Annotated in this window: 16 protein-coding genes; 9 read left to right on the top strand and 7 right to left on the bottom strand. The window is 61.6% G+C overall.

Annotation, left to right across the window (positions count from 1 at the left end; genetic code table 11):
- Positions 1–4: 4 nt before the first annotated feature.
- From AC628_RS13920 to AC628_RS13910, 3 genes are read left to right on the top strand one after another with little or no spacing between them, the layout of a single operon-like run.
- Positions 5–1,252 (top strand): thiolase family protein, encoded by a 1,248-nt coding sequence (locus AC628_RS13920; protein WP_074127370.1) that lies wholly within the window; start codon positions 5–7, stop codon positions 1,250–1,252.
- A gap of 34 nt (positions 1,253–1,286) precedes the next feature.
- On the top strand, positions 1,287–2,045 hold the full coding sequence (locus tag AC628_RS13915) for an enoyl-CoA hydratase (protein ID WP_074127391.1): 759 nt from the start codon (positions 1,287–1,289) through the stop codon (positions 2,043–2,045).
- A gap of 22 nt (positions 2,046–2,067) precedes the next feature.
- A complete protein-coding gene (locus AC628_RS13910; protein ID WP_074127368.1) occupies positions 2,068–3,030 on the top strand; it encodes an NAD(P)H-dependent flavin oxidoreductase in 963 nt (320 codons plus the stop codon).
- A 781-nt stretch (positions 3,031–3,811) separates the two neighbouring features.
- Here the strand turns inward: AC628_RS13910 and AC628_RS13905 are convergent.
- From AC628_RS13905 to AC628_RS13885, 5 genes are all read right to left on the bottom strand, one after another.
- A complete protein-coding gene (locus AC628_RS13905) occupies positions 3,812–4,267 on the bottom strand; it encodes a VOC family protein (RefSeq protein WP_074127390.1) in 456 nt (151 codons plus the stop codon).
- 17 nt (positions 4,268–4,284) lie between these two features.
- On the bottom strand, positions 4,285–6,048 hold the full coding sequence (locus AC628_RS13900) for an MOSC and FAD-binding oxidoreductase domain-containing protein (RefSeq protein WP_074127367.1): 1,764 nt from the start codon (positions 6,046–6,048) through the stop codon (positions 4,285–4,287).
- Between the two features lie 65 nt (positions 6,049–6,113).
- The gene (locus AC628_RS13895; RefSeq protein WP_074127365.1) at positions 6,114–6,977 is read right to left on the bottom strand and encodes a DUF427 domain-containing protein; all 864 of its coding nucleotides are present in this window, start codon (positions 6,975–6,977) and stop codon (positions 6,114–6,116) included.
- 42 nt (positions 6,978–7,019) lie between these two features.
- Positions 7,020–7,880 carry an alpha/beta fold hydrolase gene (locus AC628_RS13890; RefSeq protein ID WP_074127364.1) on the bottom strand — a complete coding sequence of 287 codons (861 nt, stop codon included), beginning with the start codon at positions 7,878–7,880 and terminating at the stop codon, positions 7,020–7,022.
- A complete protein-coding gene (locus AC628_RS13885; RefSeq protein ID WP_074127389.1) occupies positions 7,846–8,466 on the bottom strand; it encodes a TMEM175 family protein in 621 nt (206 codons plus the stop codon). Before AC628_RS13885 ends, AC628_RS13890 begins: the two co-directional genes overlap by 35 nt.
- Before the next feature lie 210 nt (positions 8,467–8,676).
- Between AC628_RS13885 and AC628_RS13880 the strand changes: the two genes are divergently transcribed.
- Complete coding sequence (locus tag AC628_RS13880) at positions 8,677–10,662, top strand: transcriptional regulator (protein ID WP_143201591.1); 1,986 nt, start codon at positions 8,677–8,679, stop codon at positions 10,660–10,662.
- Between the two features lie 376 nt (positions 10,663–11,038).
- Complete coding sequence (locus AC628_RS13875) at positions 11,039–11,464, top strand: YkgB family protein (RefSeq protein WP_245321168.1); 426 nt, start codon at positions 11,039–11,041, stop codon at positions 11,462–11,464.
- A gap of 669 nt (positions 11,465–12,133) precedes the next feature.
- On the opposite strand, the gene AC628_RS13870 is transcribed toward AC628_RS13875, so the two are convergent.
- On the bottom strand, positions 12,134–13,279 hold the full coding sequence (locus AC628_RS13870) for a thiolase family protein (protein ID WP_074127361.1): 1,146 nt from the start codon (positions 13,277–13,279) through the stop codon (positions 12,134–12,136).
- 18 nt (positions 13,280–13,297) lie between these two features.
- Complete coding sequence (locus tag AC628_RS13865; RefSeq protein WP_083632878.1) at positions 13,298–13,696, bottom strand: Zn-ribbon domain-containing OB-fold protein; 399 nt, start codon at positions 13,694–13,696, stop codon at positions 13,298–13,300.
- 111 nt (positions 13,697–13,807) lie between these two features.
- Here AC628_RS13865 and AC628_RS13860 point away from each other — a divergent pair, with 111 nt between their 5' ends.
- Genes AC628_RS13860 through AC628_RS13845 form a run of 4 tightly spaced genes read left to right on the top strand, consistent with a single transcriptional unit; the run spans position 13,808 to position 17,582 of the window.
- The gene (locus tag AC628_RS13860; protein WP_143201590.1) at positions 13,808–14,461 is read left to right on the top strand and encodes a TetR/AcrR family transcriptional regulator; all 654 of its coding nucleotides are present in this window, start codon (positions 13,808–13,810) and stop codon (positions 14,459–14,461) included.
- Complete coding sequence (locus AC628_RS13855; protein WP_074127356.1) at positions 14,458–16,011, top strand: class I adenylate-forming enzyme family protein; 1,554 nt, start codon at positions 14,458–14,460, stop codon at positions 16,009–16,011. The genes AC628_RS13860 and AC628_RS13855 overlap by 4 nt, the downstream gene beginning before the upstream one ends.
- Positions 16,008–16,799, top strand: coding sequence for an SDR family NAD(P)-dependent oxidoreductase (locus AC628_RS13850; RefSeq protein WP_074127355.1), 792 nt, complete (start codon positions 16,008–16,010; stop codon positions 16,797–16,799). Before AC628_RS13855 ends, AC628_RS13850 begins: the two co-directional genes overlap by 4 nt.
- 9 nt (positions 16,800–16,808) lie before the next feature.
- Entirely contained in the window at positions 16,809–17,582 is a 774-nt protein-coding gene (locus tag AC628_RS13845; protein ID WP_074127354.1) for a crotonase/enoyl-CoA hydratase family protein, read from the top strand.
- The last annotated feature ends 68 nt before the right edge of the window (positions 17,583–17,650 follow it).

Below are 17,650 nucleotides of genomic sequence, written 5' to 3'. Positions count from 1 at the left end.
TCACATGGAAGACGTCTATATCATCGGTGTTGGGATGACACCGTTCGGTCGGCATCTGGATAAGAGCCTGAAAAAGCTTGTGGCCTGGGCTTTGAATGATGCGTTAAGCGATGCGGGCATCGATAAATCCGAGATCCAGGCTGCTTTCTTTGGAAACGCCGTCCAGGGTTTCATGGAGGGGCAGACCTGCATCCGCGGGCAGGTCGCGCTGTTGCCCGAAGGCCTTCATGGAATCCCGGTCTTCAACGTGGAAAACGCCTGCGCGACGGCGTCGTCCGCGTTCAATCTCGCGGTGAACCATTTGCGCGCCGGAGCCGGCGAGGTCGCCCTCGCGATCGGCGCCGAGAAAATGTACGACGAGGACAAGGCGAAGATGTTCGCCATCTTCGATTCGGGTTGGGATGTCCACACGCCGAAGGAAAATGCGGATCGGTTGATCGCTCTCGGCCAGGGTGTCGAACCGCCTCCCGGAAGCGTGTCCGATCGGCCCTACAGCGTCTTCATGGATGTCTACGCCGCTCTCGGTCGACAGTTGATGCGTTTGCACGACATCACCCAGGAGCAGATGGCCTTTGTCGCCGCCAAGAACCACACCCACGCGGTCGATAACGAGCGAGCGCAGTATCGCAAATCGATGACGGCCGACGAAGTATTGGCGGGGCGCGCTATCAGCTACCCGTTGACGCTGCCGATGTGTGCGCCGATTTCCGACGGCGCCGCGGCTGTCATCGTCTGCACCGGCGCGGCGCTCAAACGCCTGGGCGTTCAGGCGTCTCGCGCCGTCAAGGTGCGGGCGAGCGTCATCCGGTCCGCGACAGCGCGCGGAGGTGACGATCTCGATAACCACATCACCCGGCTCACGGCAAGAGCGGCCTATGAACAGGCGGGCGTGGCGCCGGACGACGTCGACGTGGTGGAGGTCCATGACGCCACCGCGATCGGCGAACTCATCCAGAGCGCCAATCTCGGACTGTGCGAGCTCGGAGCCGCCGGCAAGTTTGCGCAGAGTGGGGCGACAACGCTGGGCGGCCGCGTGCCCATCAACCCATCGGGCGGGCTCGAATCCAAGGGGCATCCGATCGGGGCGACCGGCATCGGACAGATCTTCGAGCTCGTTGCGCAGTTGCGGGGAGAGGCAGGGTCGCGACAAGTCGAGAAGGCGCGGATCGCCGTCCAGGAAAATGGCGGTGGGCTCTGGGGGTTTGAGGAAGCCGTCGCCCATATTGCCGTGTTCGAGCGATCCGTTGCCTGAGCCGCCGATCTCTGTGACTGAAGGACCGCTCGTGATGGACGACGTGCTGACCGAAATCTGTGATCGGGTTCTGACCATTCGCGTGAACCGGCCGGACAAGCGAAACGCGCTCACGCGCGCGATGTATTCATGCCTCGCAGAAGCTCTTGAACGGGCCGAGACCGACGCTTCCGTCCGGGTCGTCGTCCTGACGGGGAGCGCTGATTGCTTTACGGCCGGCAACGACTTGTCCGACGGCATGATCGAGGGGCCAGACGGGCCGCACGGTCGGTTCATGCGTGCGTTGACGGAGTGCAGCAAGCCGATCATTGCCGCGCCATGCGGCATTGCCGTCGGCATTGGCGTGACGATGCTTCTGCACTGCGATCTCGTCTACTGCGGATCGCACACGAACTTCAGAATTCCATTCGTGCCGTTGGCGGTTTGTCCGGAGTGTGCATCGTCTTATTTGCTGCCCCGGCTGGTCGGACATCATCGCGCCAGCGAAATCCTGTTTACCGGAGAAGCGTTCGACGCGACGACGGCGCTGAAGCTCGGGATTGTGAATGGAGTGTTTCCCAACGATCAGGTTGAGGAGATTGCCAAGGCGAAGGCGGCGCTCATCGCGGCGCAACCGCCCGCATCGGTTCGAACGACGAAAATGCTGATGAAGCGATCGATTGCGGAGGACGTTCGCGAGGTGATCAAGGTCGAGATAGAGCATCTGGTTCGTCTCCAGCACGGCGCTGAAGCAAAAGAAGCTGTCGATGCGTTCAAGGAGAAACGCCGCGCCGACTTCTCGCGATTTAGCTGACTGTATGTAAAAGGTAATCGAAATGGGAAACTATGGCGATCCACAAGTGACCGCTCGGCTCAAGGCCAAGCTCAAGTTGCCGCTCTTTGTCGCGCCGATGTTTCTCGTTTCCGGTCGAAACCTCGTCGTGGCGTCGTCGTCAAACGGCATTCTTGGGTCCATTCCAGCTCTCAACGCGAGAACCACCGAGATCCTCGACTCCTGGATCAGCGATATTGTCGTGAAACTGGAAACCGCAGGCGCGACGGCTCCATTCGCGGTAAACCTCATTGCCCACGCGAGCAATACGAGACTCGATGCAGACGTCGACTTGATGATCAAGCATAAGGTGCCGATCGCCATATCCAGCGTGGGCGCCCCAGATCGTCTGATAGACAGCATCCATAGTTATGGCGGTCTGGTCTTTTCCGATGCCGCGACGGTTCGCCACGCAAGGCGCGCTGCGTTAGCCGGGGTAGACGGATTGGTGCTTCTAAGCGCCGGCGCGGGCGGCAATACGGGCTGGCTAAATCCATTCGCGTTCCTGGCGGAAGTCCGAAGCTTTTTTGATGGTCCGATCGCACTTGCGGGAGGTATTTCGTCAGGACAGCAGATCGCCGCCGCCGAAATGACGGGAGCGGATTTTGTGCTGATGGGCACCACTTTCATCGCAACGCGTGAAAGCGAGGCCGATCAACGGTATCGAGATATGCTTATCGAAAGTGGCGCTGACGACGTTGTTACGACCGACAAGTTGACTGGCATCCCGGCAAACATGCTGCGCGCCAGTCTGGAAAAGTCGGGCTTTATCGATGGCGGAAATCACAAAGGTTTCAGCGTAAATCGCGATACCGAACTTATGAAAATGTGGCGTGATATCTGGAGCGCCGGCCATGGAGTAGGGGGCGTAACAAAAATTGCGAGTGTACGCGATGAGGTCGAAAGATTAATGCAGGAGAGGGCGGCGGCCCTCAAGAGAAGTCTCTCAGTGGCAGAGGCGTATTAAGCGATCACAATCCGTCGACAGGGATTGCGCGGCCTTTCCAGTGTGACTTGACGTCCTGCCGATGACCGTCTGTTGCCGCCGCCGCTTGGGTTTCGGGTCGAACTGCGACGTACCTTCTGGCGCACAACGGACCATTCTGGCTGGCGCACAGTGGCGAGCGAACAGCAGGGACTAAAGTGTTCCTGATCTGCGACGGTATTTGAAGCGACGCCGCACCGGATCAGGTATGGTGGTCTTGTCTACGCAGGCACCACTGATGACCCGATTGACTCCGATAGGTGGCGAGATGGCCAGCATTGCGGGCAACTCAAATTTTTCTGTGAATTCAAGACCAAAAGAATGCGGCGGGCATACCGTCGGGATTTGTCCGTCAGGTGTGGACATTTGTACTTGCAAATCAAGGAGAAAACGTCGTCCGAAAGGATTGAGTGGGAGTAGTGGCAACGGCTGCTACCGCGTGGTTTGGCGTAGGTTATGTTGGGAGCCGTCCTCCACTTCCTTTCATAGCCGGGCACTCTCCAAAGTTGTGACTTTCATTTAACCTGATCGCGGTCAGACTTTCATCCTGCTTTCGCCAGGTGCGTACTGTGGCGCATTGCAGCGTGCAGAAAGGTCGGAGCTTGCGAGCTTGGGGCGCAAGGCTCAGTTGAAGGGAGGCAGCTCTCGGCGCAAACCGGTCGTTCGGCCGGTCCCGTATGTCTCAGAAGGGCCACGCGGGTGTCGGCATTCGGCAGCGCGTCCTGACGGGCCATCGGCGATTGGCTCGGGGTTCGACAATTCCCTACGAATTTCGGTAGCCCCGTTCCTGCAGCACCCAGCGATTGCCATCTGCGTCCGAGAAGTCAGCGAAACTTGCGTAGTCCCTGCGCGCAGGGTCGAGCCCCGCCGCAAAACCTCCGTTCCAGGCGTCAATGGGGAACTTGTGTCGCATCGCACTGACCTCGACGCCGCGTTCGAGTAGGCGCCTCCGCGCCGCCTCAAGGTCAGTCACGACAAGATATATGTTACGTAGAGATCCGGGGAGCGCATCGGTCAGTCCCTTACCGATCTGGATCGAGCAGCCAGAGCCCGGCGGTGTGAGCTGCACCACGCGAAAAAAATCGCTCGGCGCATAATCGACATCAAGCGCAAAGCCAGCCTGATCGACGTAGAATCGCAGCGCGCGATCGATATCGCTTACAGGTAATGTGATGACCTCAACTGAGAACTTTACGACCTCCGTACTGGTTGTATTCATCGTCAGACCTTTCCCAATCATAAATCGATAACGATGTCACCCGTCGGCTGAGAGCAGCAGATGAGTAGGTTGCCTTCCGGTGGCGTGTCGAGCGGCTGCGGCCCATAGGCGACCGTGCCGGAGATCAGGCCGCTTTCGCAGTTATGACAGACGCCGGTACGGCACGACCAGCGCACAGGCACGTCGCATGCCTCGGCTAGCTCCAGAATGTTTTGATAGGCTGACGCATTCCAGTGCGCAGCGACGCCGCTGCGCGCGAACGAAATCATTGGCCCTGTGTCGCTGTCGCCGGCGGGCGGATGCGGCGCGCGCGGTGCTGCGCCGACAATGCCGGGATTGAGCTGCTCGCCGCCGTTGAACATTTCGAGGTACTGGCGTTCCGGCGCCACGCCATAGGCGGTCAGCGCCACTTTCATGTCCGTCATGAAGCGATTGGGCCCGCAGATGTAGACGTCGGCCTCTCGCGGCATGCTTACCGCATCGAACGCTGATCGCGACAGGTGACCGGCCGCGTCAAAATCCTCGCCCATCCTGTCATGCGGGCCGGGCCGGCTGTAGCAGACATAGAGGCGGCCTTGCGGGAGCGCGCCAATCAGGCGGCGGACTTCAGCGGCAAAGGGATGGTGCTGTTTGTCGCGCGCCGCATGCAGCCACAGGATCCGGCGTGTCGAGCGCGCCTCCGCCAGCGCGGACAGCATCGCCAGCACCGGCGTTGCGCCGATCCCCGCGCTGAGCAGCACCACGGGCCGCTCGCCGGGTTGCAGCAGGAAGTTGCCGCGTGGCGTCGAAACGTCGATGATATCGCCTGTTCGGACATGGTCGCGCAGATAGGCGCCTGCAGTTCCGTTCGGCTCGATCTTCACGCTAATCCGATGCCGCTCCGTCGAAGGCGGACCCGATAGCGAGTAGCTGCGGAGCAGGGGCGGGCCATCGCCGGCCGGTCGCAGGCGCAGCACGACATACTGGCCGGGCTGTGCTGGCGGCAGCAGCCGGCCGTCCGGATCGCGCATCGACAACGAGAGCACGTCGGCAGACTCCCGATCGATCGCGGCGATCGCGAGCCGGCGAAATCCCGGCGCGACCGGATGTGCGGCCGACGCAGGCGCGAGCCCCGCATTGCCGCCCACGCTGCCGTTCGCCTGGCCCTTGAGCAAGGCCTCGAACGACCAGCGCCATCCCGGCGAAAGCGCTCCGATCCGCAAGGCGCGCTCGAGGCGGTCGCGCGGATGCTCGGACGAATAGAGCAGGGCGTTGATCCCGGCGACGGTCATGCGCTCGTCCGCCTCGCCGACCTTGACGATCGCATCGCCCGCGCCGACCTCGCCCTCGGCGAGGACGCGGAAGTAGAAGCCCGGCCGTCCACTCGAGGTCAGCAGGGCCGGCATCCGCGGCTCGCGGACCCGGATGCCTACGCGATAACAGGTCACGCGCGGCTGCGTGACCTCGAACAGCGCGCTGCCGATTCGGTAGCGGTCGCCGATGCACACGGTGTCGTCCGGCAGACCTTCGATCGTGAAGTTCTCGCCGAACTGGCCGTGGACGAAATCGGTCCGCTGTAACTGATCCTGCCAGTGGCGATAGGATTCGATCTGGTAGACGAACACGGCGCGCATCTCGCCGCCATGACCGGCGAGGTCGCCCTGGCCATCACCGGCGAGATTGAGCCGGCCGACCTTGCAGCGGCCCTGCACCGGATCCTTCCAGATCCCGGTGTGCACTGTGCGGCCCTTCCACGCGATGTCGCGCGGCAGTCCGACATTCACCGACAGCAGTCGCGCCATGTCCTGCTCCGCTTGAGATGGGTCAGCCTCGCGGTTCGCAGCGGCCGCGGGCTGCGCGCGACTGTTCACGCGCGGGCGAACTCTTCGACATCGAGGTTGCGGTCGGGGCCGTGCGGCACCACAGACTGGCCCGGCTCAAGACGCAGCTGAACGCCGTCGAGATGGACCGTGACCACGTCAGGCTCGAACGAGACCAGGTTGGCGATGCGGCGCACCTCGGGATAGGGGTCCGGATATGACCAGGCCGCCTGACGCGCGTCGCCGATGGAGAAGTAGCTGCACAGCCCCTTGTAGGGGCAGAAGGTCTGCAGCTTCACCGGCGCGAGCGCCGCTTCGGCGATGTCCTCGCGCGGAACGTACCAGCGCGGCGCGAAGCCGGACTCGTAGAGCACCAGCGGCCGCTTAGTGTCGGCGACGACGCGGTCGCCGTGGCGGACCACGAGATTGCGCGAGGCCTGGCGAATGTCGATGCGGTGGTAGGGATCGGCGGCGTGACCGACGATCCGCTCGTCTTCCTCGTAGAACGCATCCATCGCCCGCCAGGCGAAGGCGATGCGCCCCTGCAGGTCGCTGGCGTGGGCCGGCAGGCCGGTGTGCTGCCACGCCCCGCGCGCCGCAACGTGCTGCGCGTCGGCGCGGACGCTGTACCAGGCGGTAGCTCCGAGATCGGCATGCTGGGTGACTTGCTCGGCGCGCTCGAGGACGCCCGACGCGATATCGGCCTCGGGGAAGTAGGCGACCGGATAACGGGCCGGCTCGAACAGGAGCAGCACGTTTTCGCTATCGGCGACCCAGGCGCCGCCGAAACGCACTCGCATCCGCCGGCGCAGCCGCTCAACATAAAGCAATCGCTTCGGCAATGGCTCGGTCACGAGGAACCGGCCGACCGCGCCCGGTGACAGCGGACCTTGTTGCCAAGACAATCCCATGAGTTTCTCCTAATGCTCGAGGCCCTGAGACATTCTATGTTGTCACGCTTGGTCACCCAAGAAATCGTTGATGACTTTTGCGATTTCAGCGCAATGCGTCTCCAGCGCGAAGTGGCCGGTGTCGAAGAAGCGAACCTTTGCCTCTGGAATGTCTCGCTTGAACGCTTCGGCGCCAGACGGGAGGAAGAACGGATCGTTCTTGCCCCACACCGCCAAAAACGGCGGCTTATGTGTCCGGAAATATCGTTGGAATGAGGGATATAGCGCGACATTGCTTTTATAATCGCCCAGAAGGTCGAGCTGAATTTCATCCGCTCCGGGACGAGCCAAGTAGTAGTTGTCAAGGTTCCGACCGTCCGGCGACACAATCGTGAGATCGGGCACGCCGTGCGCGTACTGCCAAGCCGTCGTTTCGGCCGTGAGAAACGCGCGAAGCGCATTCCGGTTCGCTTGCGACGCGTTTTCCCAGTACGCTCGGATCGGGGTCCACCCATCACTGAGACCCTCTTCGTACGCATTACCGTTCTGCGAAATGATCGCTGTGATCCGCTCTGGATGACGGACGGCCATTCGAAAGCCGGTCGGCGCACCGTAATCGAAAAGATAGGGAGCGAAGCGATCGAATCCGACTATCTCCGTAAAGCGCTCAATCACGCGAGCGATGTTCTCGAATGTGTAAAGAAACTTCTCTCGCGCTGGCATCTCAGATTGGCCGAAGCCGGGAAGGTCCGGCGCGATCACGTCGAACTTTTCGGCAACGAGGGGGAGCAGATCGCGGAACATATGGCTTGCGGTCGGAAAACCGTGCAAGAGAAGCAGCTTCGGCGCGCCGACATTCCGCGCTTCGCGATAGAAAATCCTGATGCCGCTAACTTCGACTGTCTTGTATCTGACCGGACTCATCAGCCGCTCCTATTATTCGCGCTGGACTCAGGTAAACGAATAGACAAAGACAGATCAGCACTATGCCTGCGATCGGATAGCGAAGCGCTGCGATTCCTGCGGCGGCGAACACCGCCAGCGTCGCAAACGAGCGCATACGCATCATCGATCGGACTCTCGGCTCAACTTTGTGAGGCGCGGACCTGTCGACGGCCTCCAGGCACAGCAGCAGATACGTTACGTTGACCAAGAAGAAATCGCCCGCATAGAAGGCGACGGCGGCGGCGCCCAATCGAGTGGTCGCGATCCATGCGGTGGCAAACGGGATCAACGAGACGGCGAACAAATGCGCAAAATTTCCCCAGATTAAGCGTTGTGTTGCAGCATCGGGAAACCGCAAAACGTGATGATGATTTACCCAAACGATTGCGATGAATATGTAGCTGATCGTGTAGCTGATTGCGGTCGGCCATAGTTCCAACAACGCTCCGAAACTCGCTTCCCTTGGAGGGTGCAGTTCCAGCACCAGAACCGTGATGATCACCGCGAATACCCCATCGGAAAAGGCGATCACCCGATCTGGTGTGGCTATCTCTCTATTCGCCATCGCCATGCACCTTGGGCGCTATGATCACGACTGGTTGGCCGGCCTGGCCGGGTATTTGGTCGAGCATGCCGTTCGGAGCCATGCGCCTGATCTCATTGAATTTTCCTCTTCTTCTTGGCATGGCTGGAGTGTGCTAATTTGCTCGGTAGCCAGAAGATATCCTACTCCCCGCTGTACGCGGTCCTCGTTGGAGCGAGCGTTGGAGGGATCATGGAAATGGCGAGTCAGTTGACGGATCGGGTGCTTTTGCTGGGACCGCTTCAGGTCATCCACAATGGTCTCCCTTTGAACCAGCCACCGTCGCGAAAAGTCCGGGCCCTCCTTGGGTATCTCGCGATGTCGCCGCGCCCTGTCACCCGCGAAAAGCTATGCGAGTTGTTTTGGGACGTCGCGGACGACCCTCGCAGCGAGCTGCGTTGGTGCCTTTCCAAGCTACGCTCCCTTCTTGACCGGCCGACAAAGAAGCGGATTGTCGCTGACCGCAAGCAGGTTTGGATCGATGCACGTTCGCTTGATATCGACGCCCAGTCTGTCACACTACGGATGCAAAAGACGCTGGCAGATGCGTCGCCCGGAGAGCTTCGATCGCTATTGGCTTTGTTCAGGGGGAGCTTCCTCGAGGGTCTTTCGGTAGATGGCGCTCCATCGATCGACAACTGGCTTGCCGGCCAGCGGCACCGCTTCAGTCAGATGCGCCAGCAGCTTCTCGAACGGCTCAGTTCGGTCCTGCCGCCGGAGAGTGACGATCGTATCGAATTCCTGCGAGAATGCATCGAGGTGGCGCCGTTCGACGAAGCGGTGCACCTCGAACTCGTTCGCACGCTGCTCCGCCGCGGTCTTTATGCTGAGGCTCAGCACCAGATCGATGTGTCCTTGGCGCGCTTTCGCACTGAAGCCATCGATCCAGGACCGCTTGAGGCCGCTTTCGCCGCAGCACAACGAGTCACCTCGAAGCCTGGCGTCGTAAGCTTGATCGATAACGCCCGTTTCGACACTCCTTCGAGCTCACCAACCGCGAACACGCGAAAATCGACCCTACTTTTGCTGCCTTTCACGGCGGCACCGGAAAGCGTTGCAGACGCTGACAGCATCACCAGCGACATCATCTTTGGTTTTGCAAAATTGCGAAGCTTCAGCGTCATTGCCCGAGGAACGGCTTTTTCGCTGCGCAGCTTGCCTCCAGGAACGGCAGCAGCCCTGGTGAGTGCGGAATACGTGGCGTCCGGCCATTTGCGACGGGACGGGAATGCCTATGTTGTTTCGGTAGAATTGATCGACCCCAAAAGCGATCGCATCTTCTGGGTTGACGAGTTCAGATGCAATGCCCATGACTCCTACGCCGTACCTCCCTTGCTGGCCACGCGCATCATAACGGGTCTCGACGCAGAGATTCATGTCATCGAACGAAACCGCGCGCTGCTCATACCGCCGGCTTCGCTCGATGCATGGCAGGCCTACCATCGAGGTCTTACCAGCATGTCGCGCTTCACAAGAGACGGTAACCTGGAGGCTCAGCACTTCTTCAACAGGGCGATAGCCGGCGATCCGACTTTCTCGAGAAGCTATGCGGGATTGTCTTTCACGCATTTTCATAACGCCTTTCACCTGAACGTACGTGAAACAAAGCGCGAGATCGCTTTGGCCTTGGAGACTGCCGAGCAGGCGCTCTTGGCGGATCCGAGCGACCCGGCGGCACATTGCGCGGTTGGTCGCGCAAAATGGCTCGCGTATTCCCACAAGGGCGCCGTCGACGGCCTCAATCGATCCATTAATCTAAGTCCCAACTACGCTTTCGCTCACTACTCTCTTGCATTTGTGCAATGCCAGACGGGCGATCCCGAGAGCGCGATAGCTGCCGCCGATATCGCGGCTCGTCTCAGCCCGTTTGATCCGATGATGTTTGGAACCTATAGGGTGCGGACATTCGCGCTGCTTCGTCTCGGCAAAGTTCAAGAGGCCGCTCAGTGTGCCAAGCTTGTTGGGCTAAATGCCGGCGATCATGTTCATGCTCATGCAGTGTCGGCGCTGACGCTTGCGGCAGCCGGACGGCTAGACGAAGCTCGCGCAGAGCGTCGACGCATCGGCGATCTACGGCCGGATTACAATTTCAGGCAGTTCAAAGAGGTCCTTCACATGCTCGACGATCTTACGGATATTTATCGAAGTGCCGCAAAGTTGCTGGAGATCCCCGAGTAAGGCACGATCAACTCAACCCCCTGCGACGAACAGAAACAAAGAGGGTCCTCTGAGACTTTCGCTTGGTATGGCCTTAGCTTGGGTGACATGGACCCGACCGGCGGAATTAGCCCCGCTGGCCCCGACGCCGCAAACCGCGCTAAACGCTGTCGTATGGCTTGTCGATGTAATATTCCCAACATAACCTGCACAAAATCGTGACCCTTCATCAGCGGCGCCGCGCGTAACGAGTCGGTGGAGCCCGCGTACAGAGTGCAGCTGTGACGCGGTAGATCGCAGCGCGCCAATTGGCTGTGAGGGATCTGATGAAGGAAATGTTCAATATAGCCGAGAGCGGCGCGGGATCTTATCGATTCTGGCCATCTTGCGGTGGGTCATGGTTATCATATTCGTGTCGTTCGGAATGCAGAAGTTTACGCCGCAATCGGCGCAAGGAATCGCGCAGTTCATAACCAACAGCCCCTTCATTTCTTGGCTCTCGGTGCTCGGCTTGAGGGGCGAGGCATACTTCTTGGGAGTTGCGGAGTTCATCATCGCGGCGCTCCTTGTGGGAGGTGCGTTCAACCCACTTCTTTCAGCCTTGGGCTCATTTCTTGGCATCGTTACGTTCGCGATTACATGGTCGTTTTTCTTTACGACGCCCGGCGTCGTGAAGTGGAGCCTTTCGACCGATCCGATGGCCTGGAATCTGGCAGGAGAGTTCTTGTTCAAGGATATTGTCTTGCTATGCGTCTGCGTCGTTCTGTTTCTAGCGTCATTGCCACGAGCAGGGACGTGGTTACGCACCAAATCGTCGCCGTAGGCCCTCAACAGCGGCGGGGACGAGGAGTGAAAGCCCAATGTTGGGTCTTCAACTGTGTCAACAAGGGCAGCATCTACGTGTTTGAATGCGAAGCGGACTATGGCCGGCACACAGCAGTGGGAGTAGGCGGCGCCCGGGGCCAAGGCGCTTTCCTGATCTCTGACGGTAGCTGAGGCTCGGTGCCAGTGCGAGCAATGCCAGTCTTAGTCACGCACGCGGCGCGCCACCCAGTCGATAGACTCCGATAGGTCGCGAAATTGCCAGTGCTTCGTGAGGCGCAATTTTTTCTGTGAATTCAAGAGAAGAAAGATGCGGCGGGTATGCCGTCCGCATTTGTCCGTCAGAACTAGAAATTTGTGCTTGCAAAACAAGACGAAACGTCCTTCGAAATGATAGAGTGGGAGTAGTGCGATCGGTCGCTACTGCGCGGTTTGGCGTAGTCTTAGTGCGGGTGGTCTCATTTAGCTTTTTGCGTCCCGGCGGTGACAAGAGTTGTACACCTCGACTTGCCCCGATCGAGGTCCAGATTCCAACGCGGTCTTGCCGACGGCGTACCGCGGCGAATAACAGCGTGCAGATGGCTGGAGGTGCTTGGTCAATGCCTTTGCTTGGATGGCTGGCAGCTATTGGCGCTTGATTGGATAGCGATCTGCGTCGATCAGCCGACGGTCATCTGCAGCGCTCTAATATGTGCACGTAACATACAGCCCCGACACCGACCATATGGGCGAGCCCGACGAGTGCGTCGCGGTGCTGACGCGGTCCCGCTTCGCCACGCAACTGCATCACGATCTCGCCGATCTGACCGACCCCGGTCGGGCCGATGGGGTGACCCATCGCAATTAGGCCGCCGGACGGATTGACCGCGCAACGCCCGCCGATGTCGAGCGCGCCTTCCTTGAGCATCGCAATGCCATGGCCCTCGGGGCAGAGACCGATGCTTTCGATGTAGTGCAGTTCCTCGACGGTGAACGCGTCATGGAGCTCGATGATGTCGAGCTCGTGCGCTGACCGCTTTGCTTCCGCAAGCGCGAGCTCCACGGTCTCGCGTGTCAGCGCGGCGTCGAAGCCGACACCAGGCGGATAGACGCGTTCGCTGCGCCCGACCGAGGCGGTGACGCGAACGGCGCGATCGGGATTGATGCCGTGGCGCCTGATGCCCTCGTCGGAGGCGACGATGACGGCGGCTGCGCCTTCGCCGACCGGCGTGCATTGCAGCGCGGTCAGCGATCCCGAGACCTTCTTGCCGCCCAGCACTTCCGCCAGAGTTCGTTCCTGCTGACGCTGCGCGTTGGGGTTTTTGGCGCCGTTGCGATGGTTCTTCACCGCGACGCGTGCGATGTCGTCGACCGGCACGCGATGGCGGCTCGCATATTCATTGGTGAGTAGTGCGAAATGCGTGAAGGGGACGATGGCGTCGTCGGCGAGATGATCGATACCGGTGTCCGAACGCCTGACTGGATTGCGCTTGTCGACGCCGATGGCGAGTGCGACATCGCTGATGCCGCTGGCAACCTCGATGCAGGCATGCCGGAACGCAGTCGATCCCGACGCCGATGCGTTCTCGATGTGAACGAGCGGCGCGCCGCTCGCGCCGAGATGGCGCAGCATCTGTCGGCCCGAAGCCATGCCGAGCAGAGCGGTTGCCACATAGCTCGATTCCACCGCCGGCCATTCGATCCGCGCATCGGCCAAAGCCTCGCGAATCGCTGTTAGCCCGAGCGCGACATAGGGTGTCTCGCCCGGATTCTGGTAGCGGTGCCAGCCGATGCCGACGACGTAGACCGGCCGCAGTTCATTGAGGGTTCGTGCCATGGTGCAACTCCGATGATGTTAGCCAGCCGCGACGAAACGGAGATCGAAGACGGTTTCGCCATCGTCGCGCTGAAGGGACACCAGCTTCGCCGTCATGCGTTGCCCAGGTACGATGTCGCAGCTGTCGTCAGCCAGTAGCGTTCGAACGACCGGGCCGTCATCGAGCGCGACCTTGACGATGGTGAACGGGGCAGGGCGGCTCTTGTCCGCATGGAGATGCACCAAGGCCGAGGCGAGCAGCGTTCCGCGCGTCGACAGCGGCTGCGGCGTCAGTGCATTGCCACGACTGCCGCAGCGCTCGCAGCCGTAAACCTGCATCGGGAAAAACACATATCCGCAGCGGCATCGGCCGCCTTGCAGGATTGGATCGGCTGGACGTCCAGCACCGGGGTCTTCCGAATAGAGCTGCGACTTCAATAGTTTGATTGGCTGCATCGGGTTCCCTAAATACTTGTTGACTGACCAACAAACATTGTTCTAGATCGTTTGCAAGCAAAAACTGGCGACGAACAGGGAGTGGAGCAGAGCATGATCCGGACAGTGCGGCGCATGTCGGAGCGGCAGAGTGACACGCCTCTGCGCGAAGGGCGCACGCAGGCCGAGCGCCGCGACGAGGCCGAGCGCCGCATCCTGGAAGCCGCCGCCGACATCGTTGCCGAGGGCGGGTTCGAGGCGATCACGCTGGCGCTCGCCGGCGAGCGCGCCGGCTACAGCCGCGGGCTGCCGTCGCACTATTTCCGCACCAAGGACGACCTGCTGTCGGCACTCGGCGTCTACGTCGTCGAGTCCTTCATCACGCGACGCCGCGCGAGCGCGGGCGCTGCGACCGGCTTCGAAGGCCTCATCGGGTCGATCCGCTACTACTTCCAGATGCCGCCCGAGAGGCCGAACATGGTGCGCGCCTTCCACGCGGTGCTGGCCGGCGCGCTCAACACGCCGGCGATCGCGGCGACAGTGGCAAAGCTCAATCAAGACTCCGCAGCGGAGATCTCGGCGGGGCTGAGGGCCGGCGTCGCCGCCGGACAGCTGCGCGATGACATCGATCCGGACCTCGAGGGCAGGCTGATCCTCGCCACTCTGCGCGGATCGGTGGCGCAATGGCTGGCCGATCCCGAGCGGATCGACCTGACGCGCCTCGGCGCGCATTTCATTGCGAGCCTCGAACGGAGCTTGGCGAAATGAGCGGAATACAGCCGAATACTGTCGAGCACTGGGCGGCGACGAGGCCTGACGCGATCGCCTTCATTGAGGGCGACCGGCGTCTGACGTGGGCCGAGCTCGACGATGCGGCCAATCGCGTAGCGCATGGCCTGGCGGCGCGGGGAGTCGTCGCTGGCGATATCGTGGTGGTGCGAACCCAGATCCGGATCGAGTGGCCGATCCTGAGCGAAGCGATTAGCAAGCTCGGGTGCTCGCTCTTGGGGCTGAATTGGCGCCTGACGCCGACCGAGACGCAGTACGTCTTGTCGAACAGCGGTGCGACGGTCGTCGCCTGCGACGACGAGGATCCTGCCGCACTCACGCCTGCGTTCTCGGGCCTGCCGATCAAGCTCGCCGTCTCCATCGGAAAGCAGGCCCCGGGGTTCGTCACCTTCGACGACTTGCTGAGAGCCTCAGCGGAACCTCCGCTGTTCGGCAGGGGGCGTCCGCCGCTGATACTCTATACCTCTGGGACGACCGGTCTGCCCAAGGGCGTCGTCTCGGTGCTGCAACCCGGCGTGCAGATAGACGCCAGGACCAATGAATATCTGGCCGACGTCGCTCAAACCCGGCGGGGACAGCCCGGCGGCGTGTCGCTCCTGACGCTGCCGCTGCATCATGGCGCCGGCCCGTCGCAGATCTGGGGCGCGATCCAGCTCGGCAATCCCACGGTTCTAATGCGTCGGTTCGACCCGGAAGGTGCGCTGCGGCTAATAGATAGGCATCGCGTCAGCAACTGGGTCGGTGTTCCCACCATGTACAAGCGCCTGGCGGCGCTACCGCGTGCGGTGCTGGACGGCTGCGACGTCTCCTCGATCCGCTCGCTCTCGGTCGGCGCCGCGCCGGTGCCCTATGAGCTGAAGAAGTGGATCATCGGTTATTTCGGCGAAGGCTGTCTCGGCGAAGGCTATGGCGCAACGGAAGTCGGGATGATCAGCTTCCTGCCGCCGGACATGCAGGAGAAGAAGCCTGGCTCGAGCGGCCTGCCGCACAAGCATGTCGAGATCAGTATCCGTGACGCCGCCGGATGCGAGCTCCCGCGCAACCAATCCGGTGAGATCTGGATCAGGACGCCGGTGACGATCCGCAGCTATCTGAACGCCAAGCCGCTCGCTCCCGATACGCTTGATGCCGATGGATTCTTCCGCGTCGGCGACGTCGGCAAGCTCGATGATGACGGCTATCTCTTCATCACCGATCGCGCCAAGGACATGATCATCGCCGGCGGCGTCAATATCTACCCCGCCGAGATCGAGGCCGCGATCCTCAGGCACCCCGACGTGCAGGACGTTGCTGTCATCGGCATTCCCGACGACGAGTTCGGGGAGCAGGTCAAGGCCTTCTGCGAATTGAAGCCCGGTCATCGCGCCAGCGAGAGCGCCATCATCGACTTCTGCCGCGAGCATCTCGCCTCCTACAAGCGGCCGAAGTCGCTGTCGATCGTCGACGAACTGCCACGCAACACGATGGGCAAGCTCCTCAAGCGGGAGTTGCGCGAGCCTTACTGGAAGGGACGGGAGAGGAACGTATGAGTGAACTGCTCGATCTCAGGGACAAGGTGGCGCTGATAACAGGTGCGGGGCAGGGCGTGGGACGCCAGATCGCGCTGCATTTCGCGGCCCACAACGCCGCCGGCATCGTCGTCAATGATTACTTCATGGACCGTGCGGCGCAGGTCGCAAAGGAGATCAATGACGGCGGCGGCAAGGCGATCGCCGTACAGGCCGATGTCACCGATCTCGTCTCGGTGAAGGCGATGGTGACGAAGGCTGAAGAGGCGTTCGGCCCGATCGACATCCTCGTCAACAATGCCGGCAATGCCGGCGCGGTACCTGATCCGGACGCGCGAAAACCGTTCTGGGAGACGGGGCCTGCGGTCTGGAACAGCTTTATCGGCGTCAATCTCTACGGTGTCATCAACAGTGCGTCGGCCTGCATCCCGCGCATGATCGAGCGCCAGGGTGGCCGCATCATCACCATCATCTCCGACGCCGGCCGCGCCGGCGAAGCGGGCCTCGAGGTTTATTCGGGTGCCAAGGCGGGAGCTGCGGGATTTACCCGCGCGATCGCGCGCTCGCTCGGTCGCTACCAGATCACGGCCAACTGCGTCGCGATCGCCGCTACCATGACGCCGGCAATCGAGGCGCGACTGAAGGCCAACCCTGAGATGGCGAAGAAGATGATGGAGAAATACGTCATCCGCCGCCCGGGCCAGCCGACGGATGTCGCCAACATGGCGCTGTTCCTCGCCTCCGGTGCCAGCGCCTGGATCACGGGACAGACCTATCCGGTCAATGGCGGCTTCACCTTCGCACTCTGAGGCGGATCGATGACAGACAGCAATGAACAGGCAGTTCTGACCGAACGCCGTGGCCACATCCTCGTCGTCACGTTGAACCGGCCGGAGGCGAAGAACGCCTGCAACCTCGCGGTCGCACAAGGCGTCTCCGCGGCGATGGACCGGCTCGATGCCGAGGACGAGCTCTTCCTTGGTGTGATCACCGGAGCCGGCGGCAATTTCTCGGCCGGCGCCGATCTTAAGGCGGTCGCGCGCGGCGAACGCGCGGTGACCGATCGCGGTGGTTTCGGACTGTTCGGCCGACCTCCGCGCAAGCCGTTGATCGCGGCGGTCGAGGGCTATGCCGTCGGCGGCGGACTGGAGCTCTGTCTCTCATGCGATCTCATCGTCGCCGCGCGCGATGCCAGGATGGGATTGCCTGAGGTCCGGCACAACGTCGTCGCCATCGGCGGCGGACTGTTCCGGCTGCCGAAGCGGATTCCCTATCACGTCGCGATGGAGCTCGCGCTGACGGGCCAGTTCAAGACGGCAGAGTTCTTCGAGCGGATCGGGCTGGTCAACCGGCTGGTCGACCCGGGCCAGGCGCTGGAGGCGGCGGTGGCGTTCGGCAACGAGCTGCTGGCCAACGGACCGACCGCGCTCGCGGCGTCGAAGGAGATCGTCTTCCAGTCGGCCAACTGGACCGACGTGGACGGCTGGGCGCACCAGAGGCCGATCGCCGAGCGCGCGCTCAACTCCGAGGATCGCACCGAGGGACTGAAAGCTTTTGCCGAAAAGCGCAAACCGGTGTGGAAGGGCAGGTAGCTGTGCACACTCCGCGATCCAATAGAGCCCTGCCGGCCGCGATCGCCGCCCGGCTTCGCCTGCCGCTG

The sequence above is a fragment of the Bradyrhizobium sp. NAS96.2 genome (assembly GCF_001908235.1).
GTDB lineage: Bacteria > Pseudomonadota > Alphaproteobacteria > Rhizobiales > Xanthobacteraceae > Bradyrhizobium.
The sequence above is the reverse complement of the archived record's forward strand: the minus strand, read 5'-3'. Positions and strand labels throughout refer to the sequence as shown.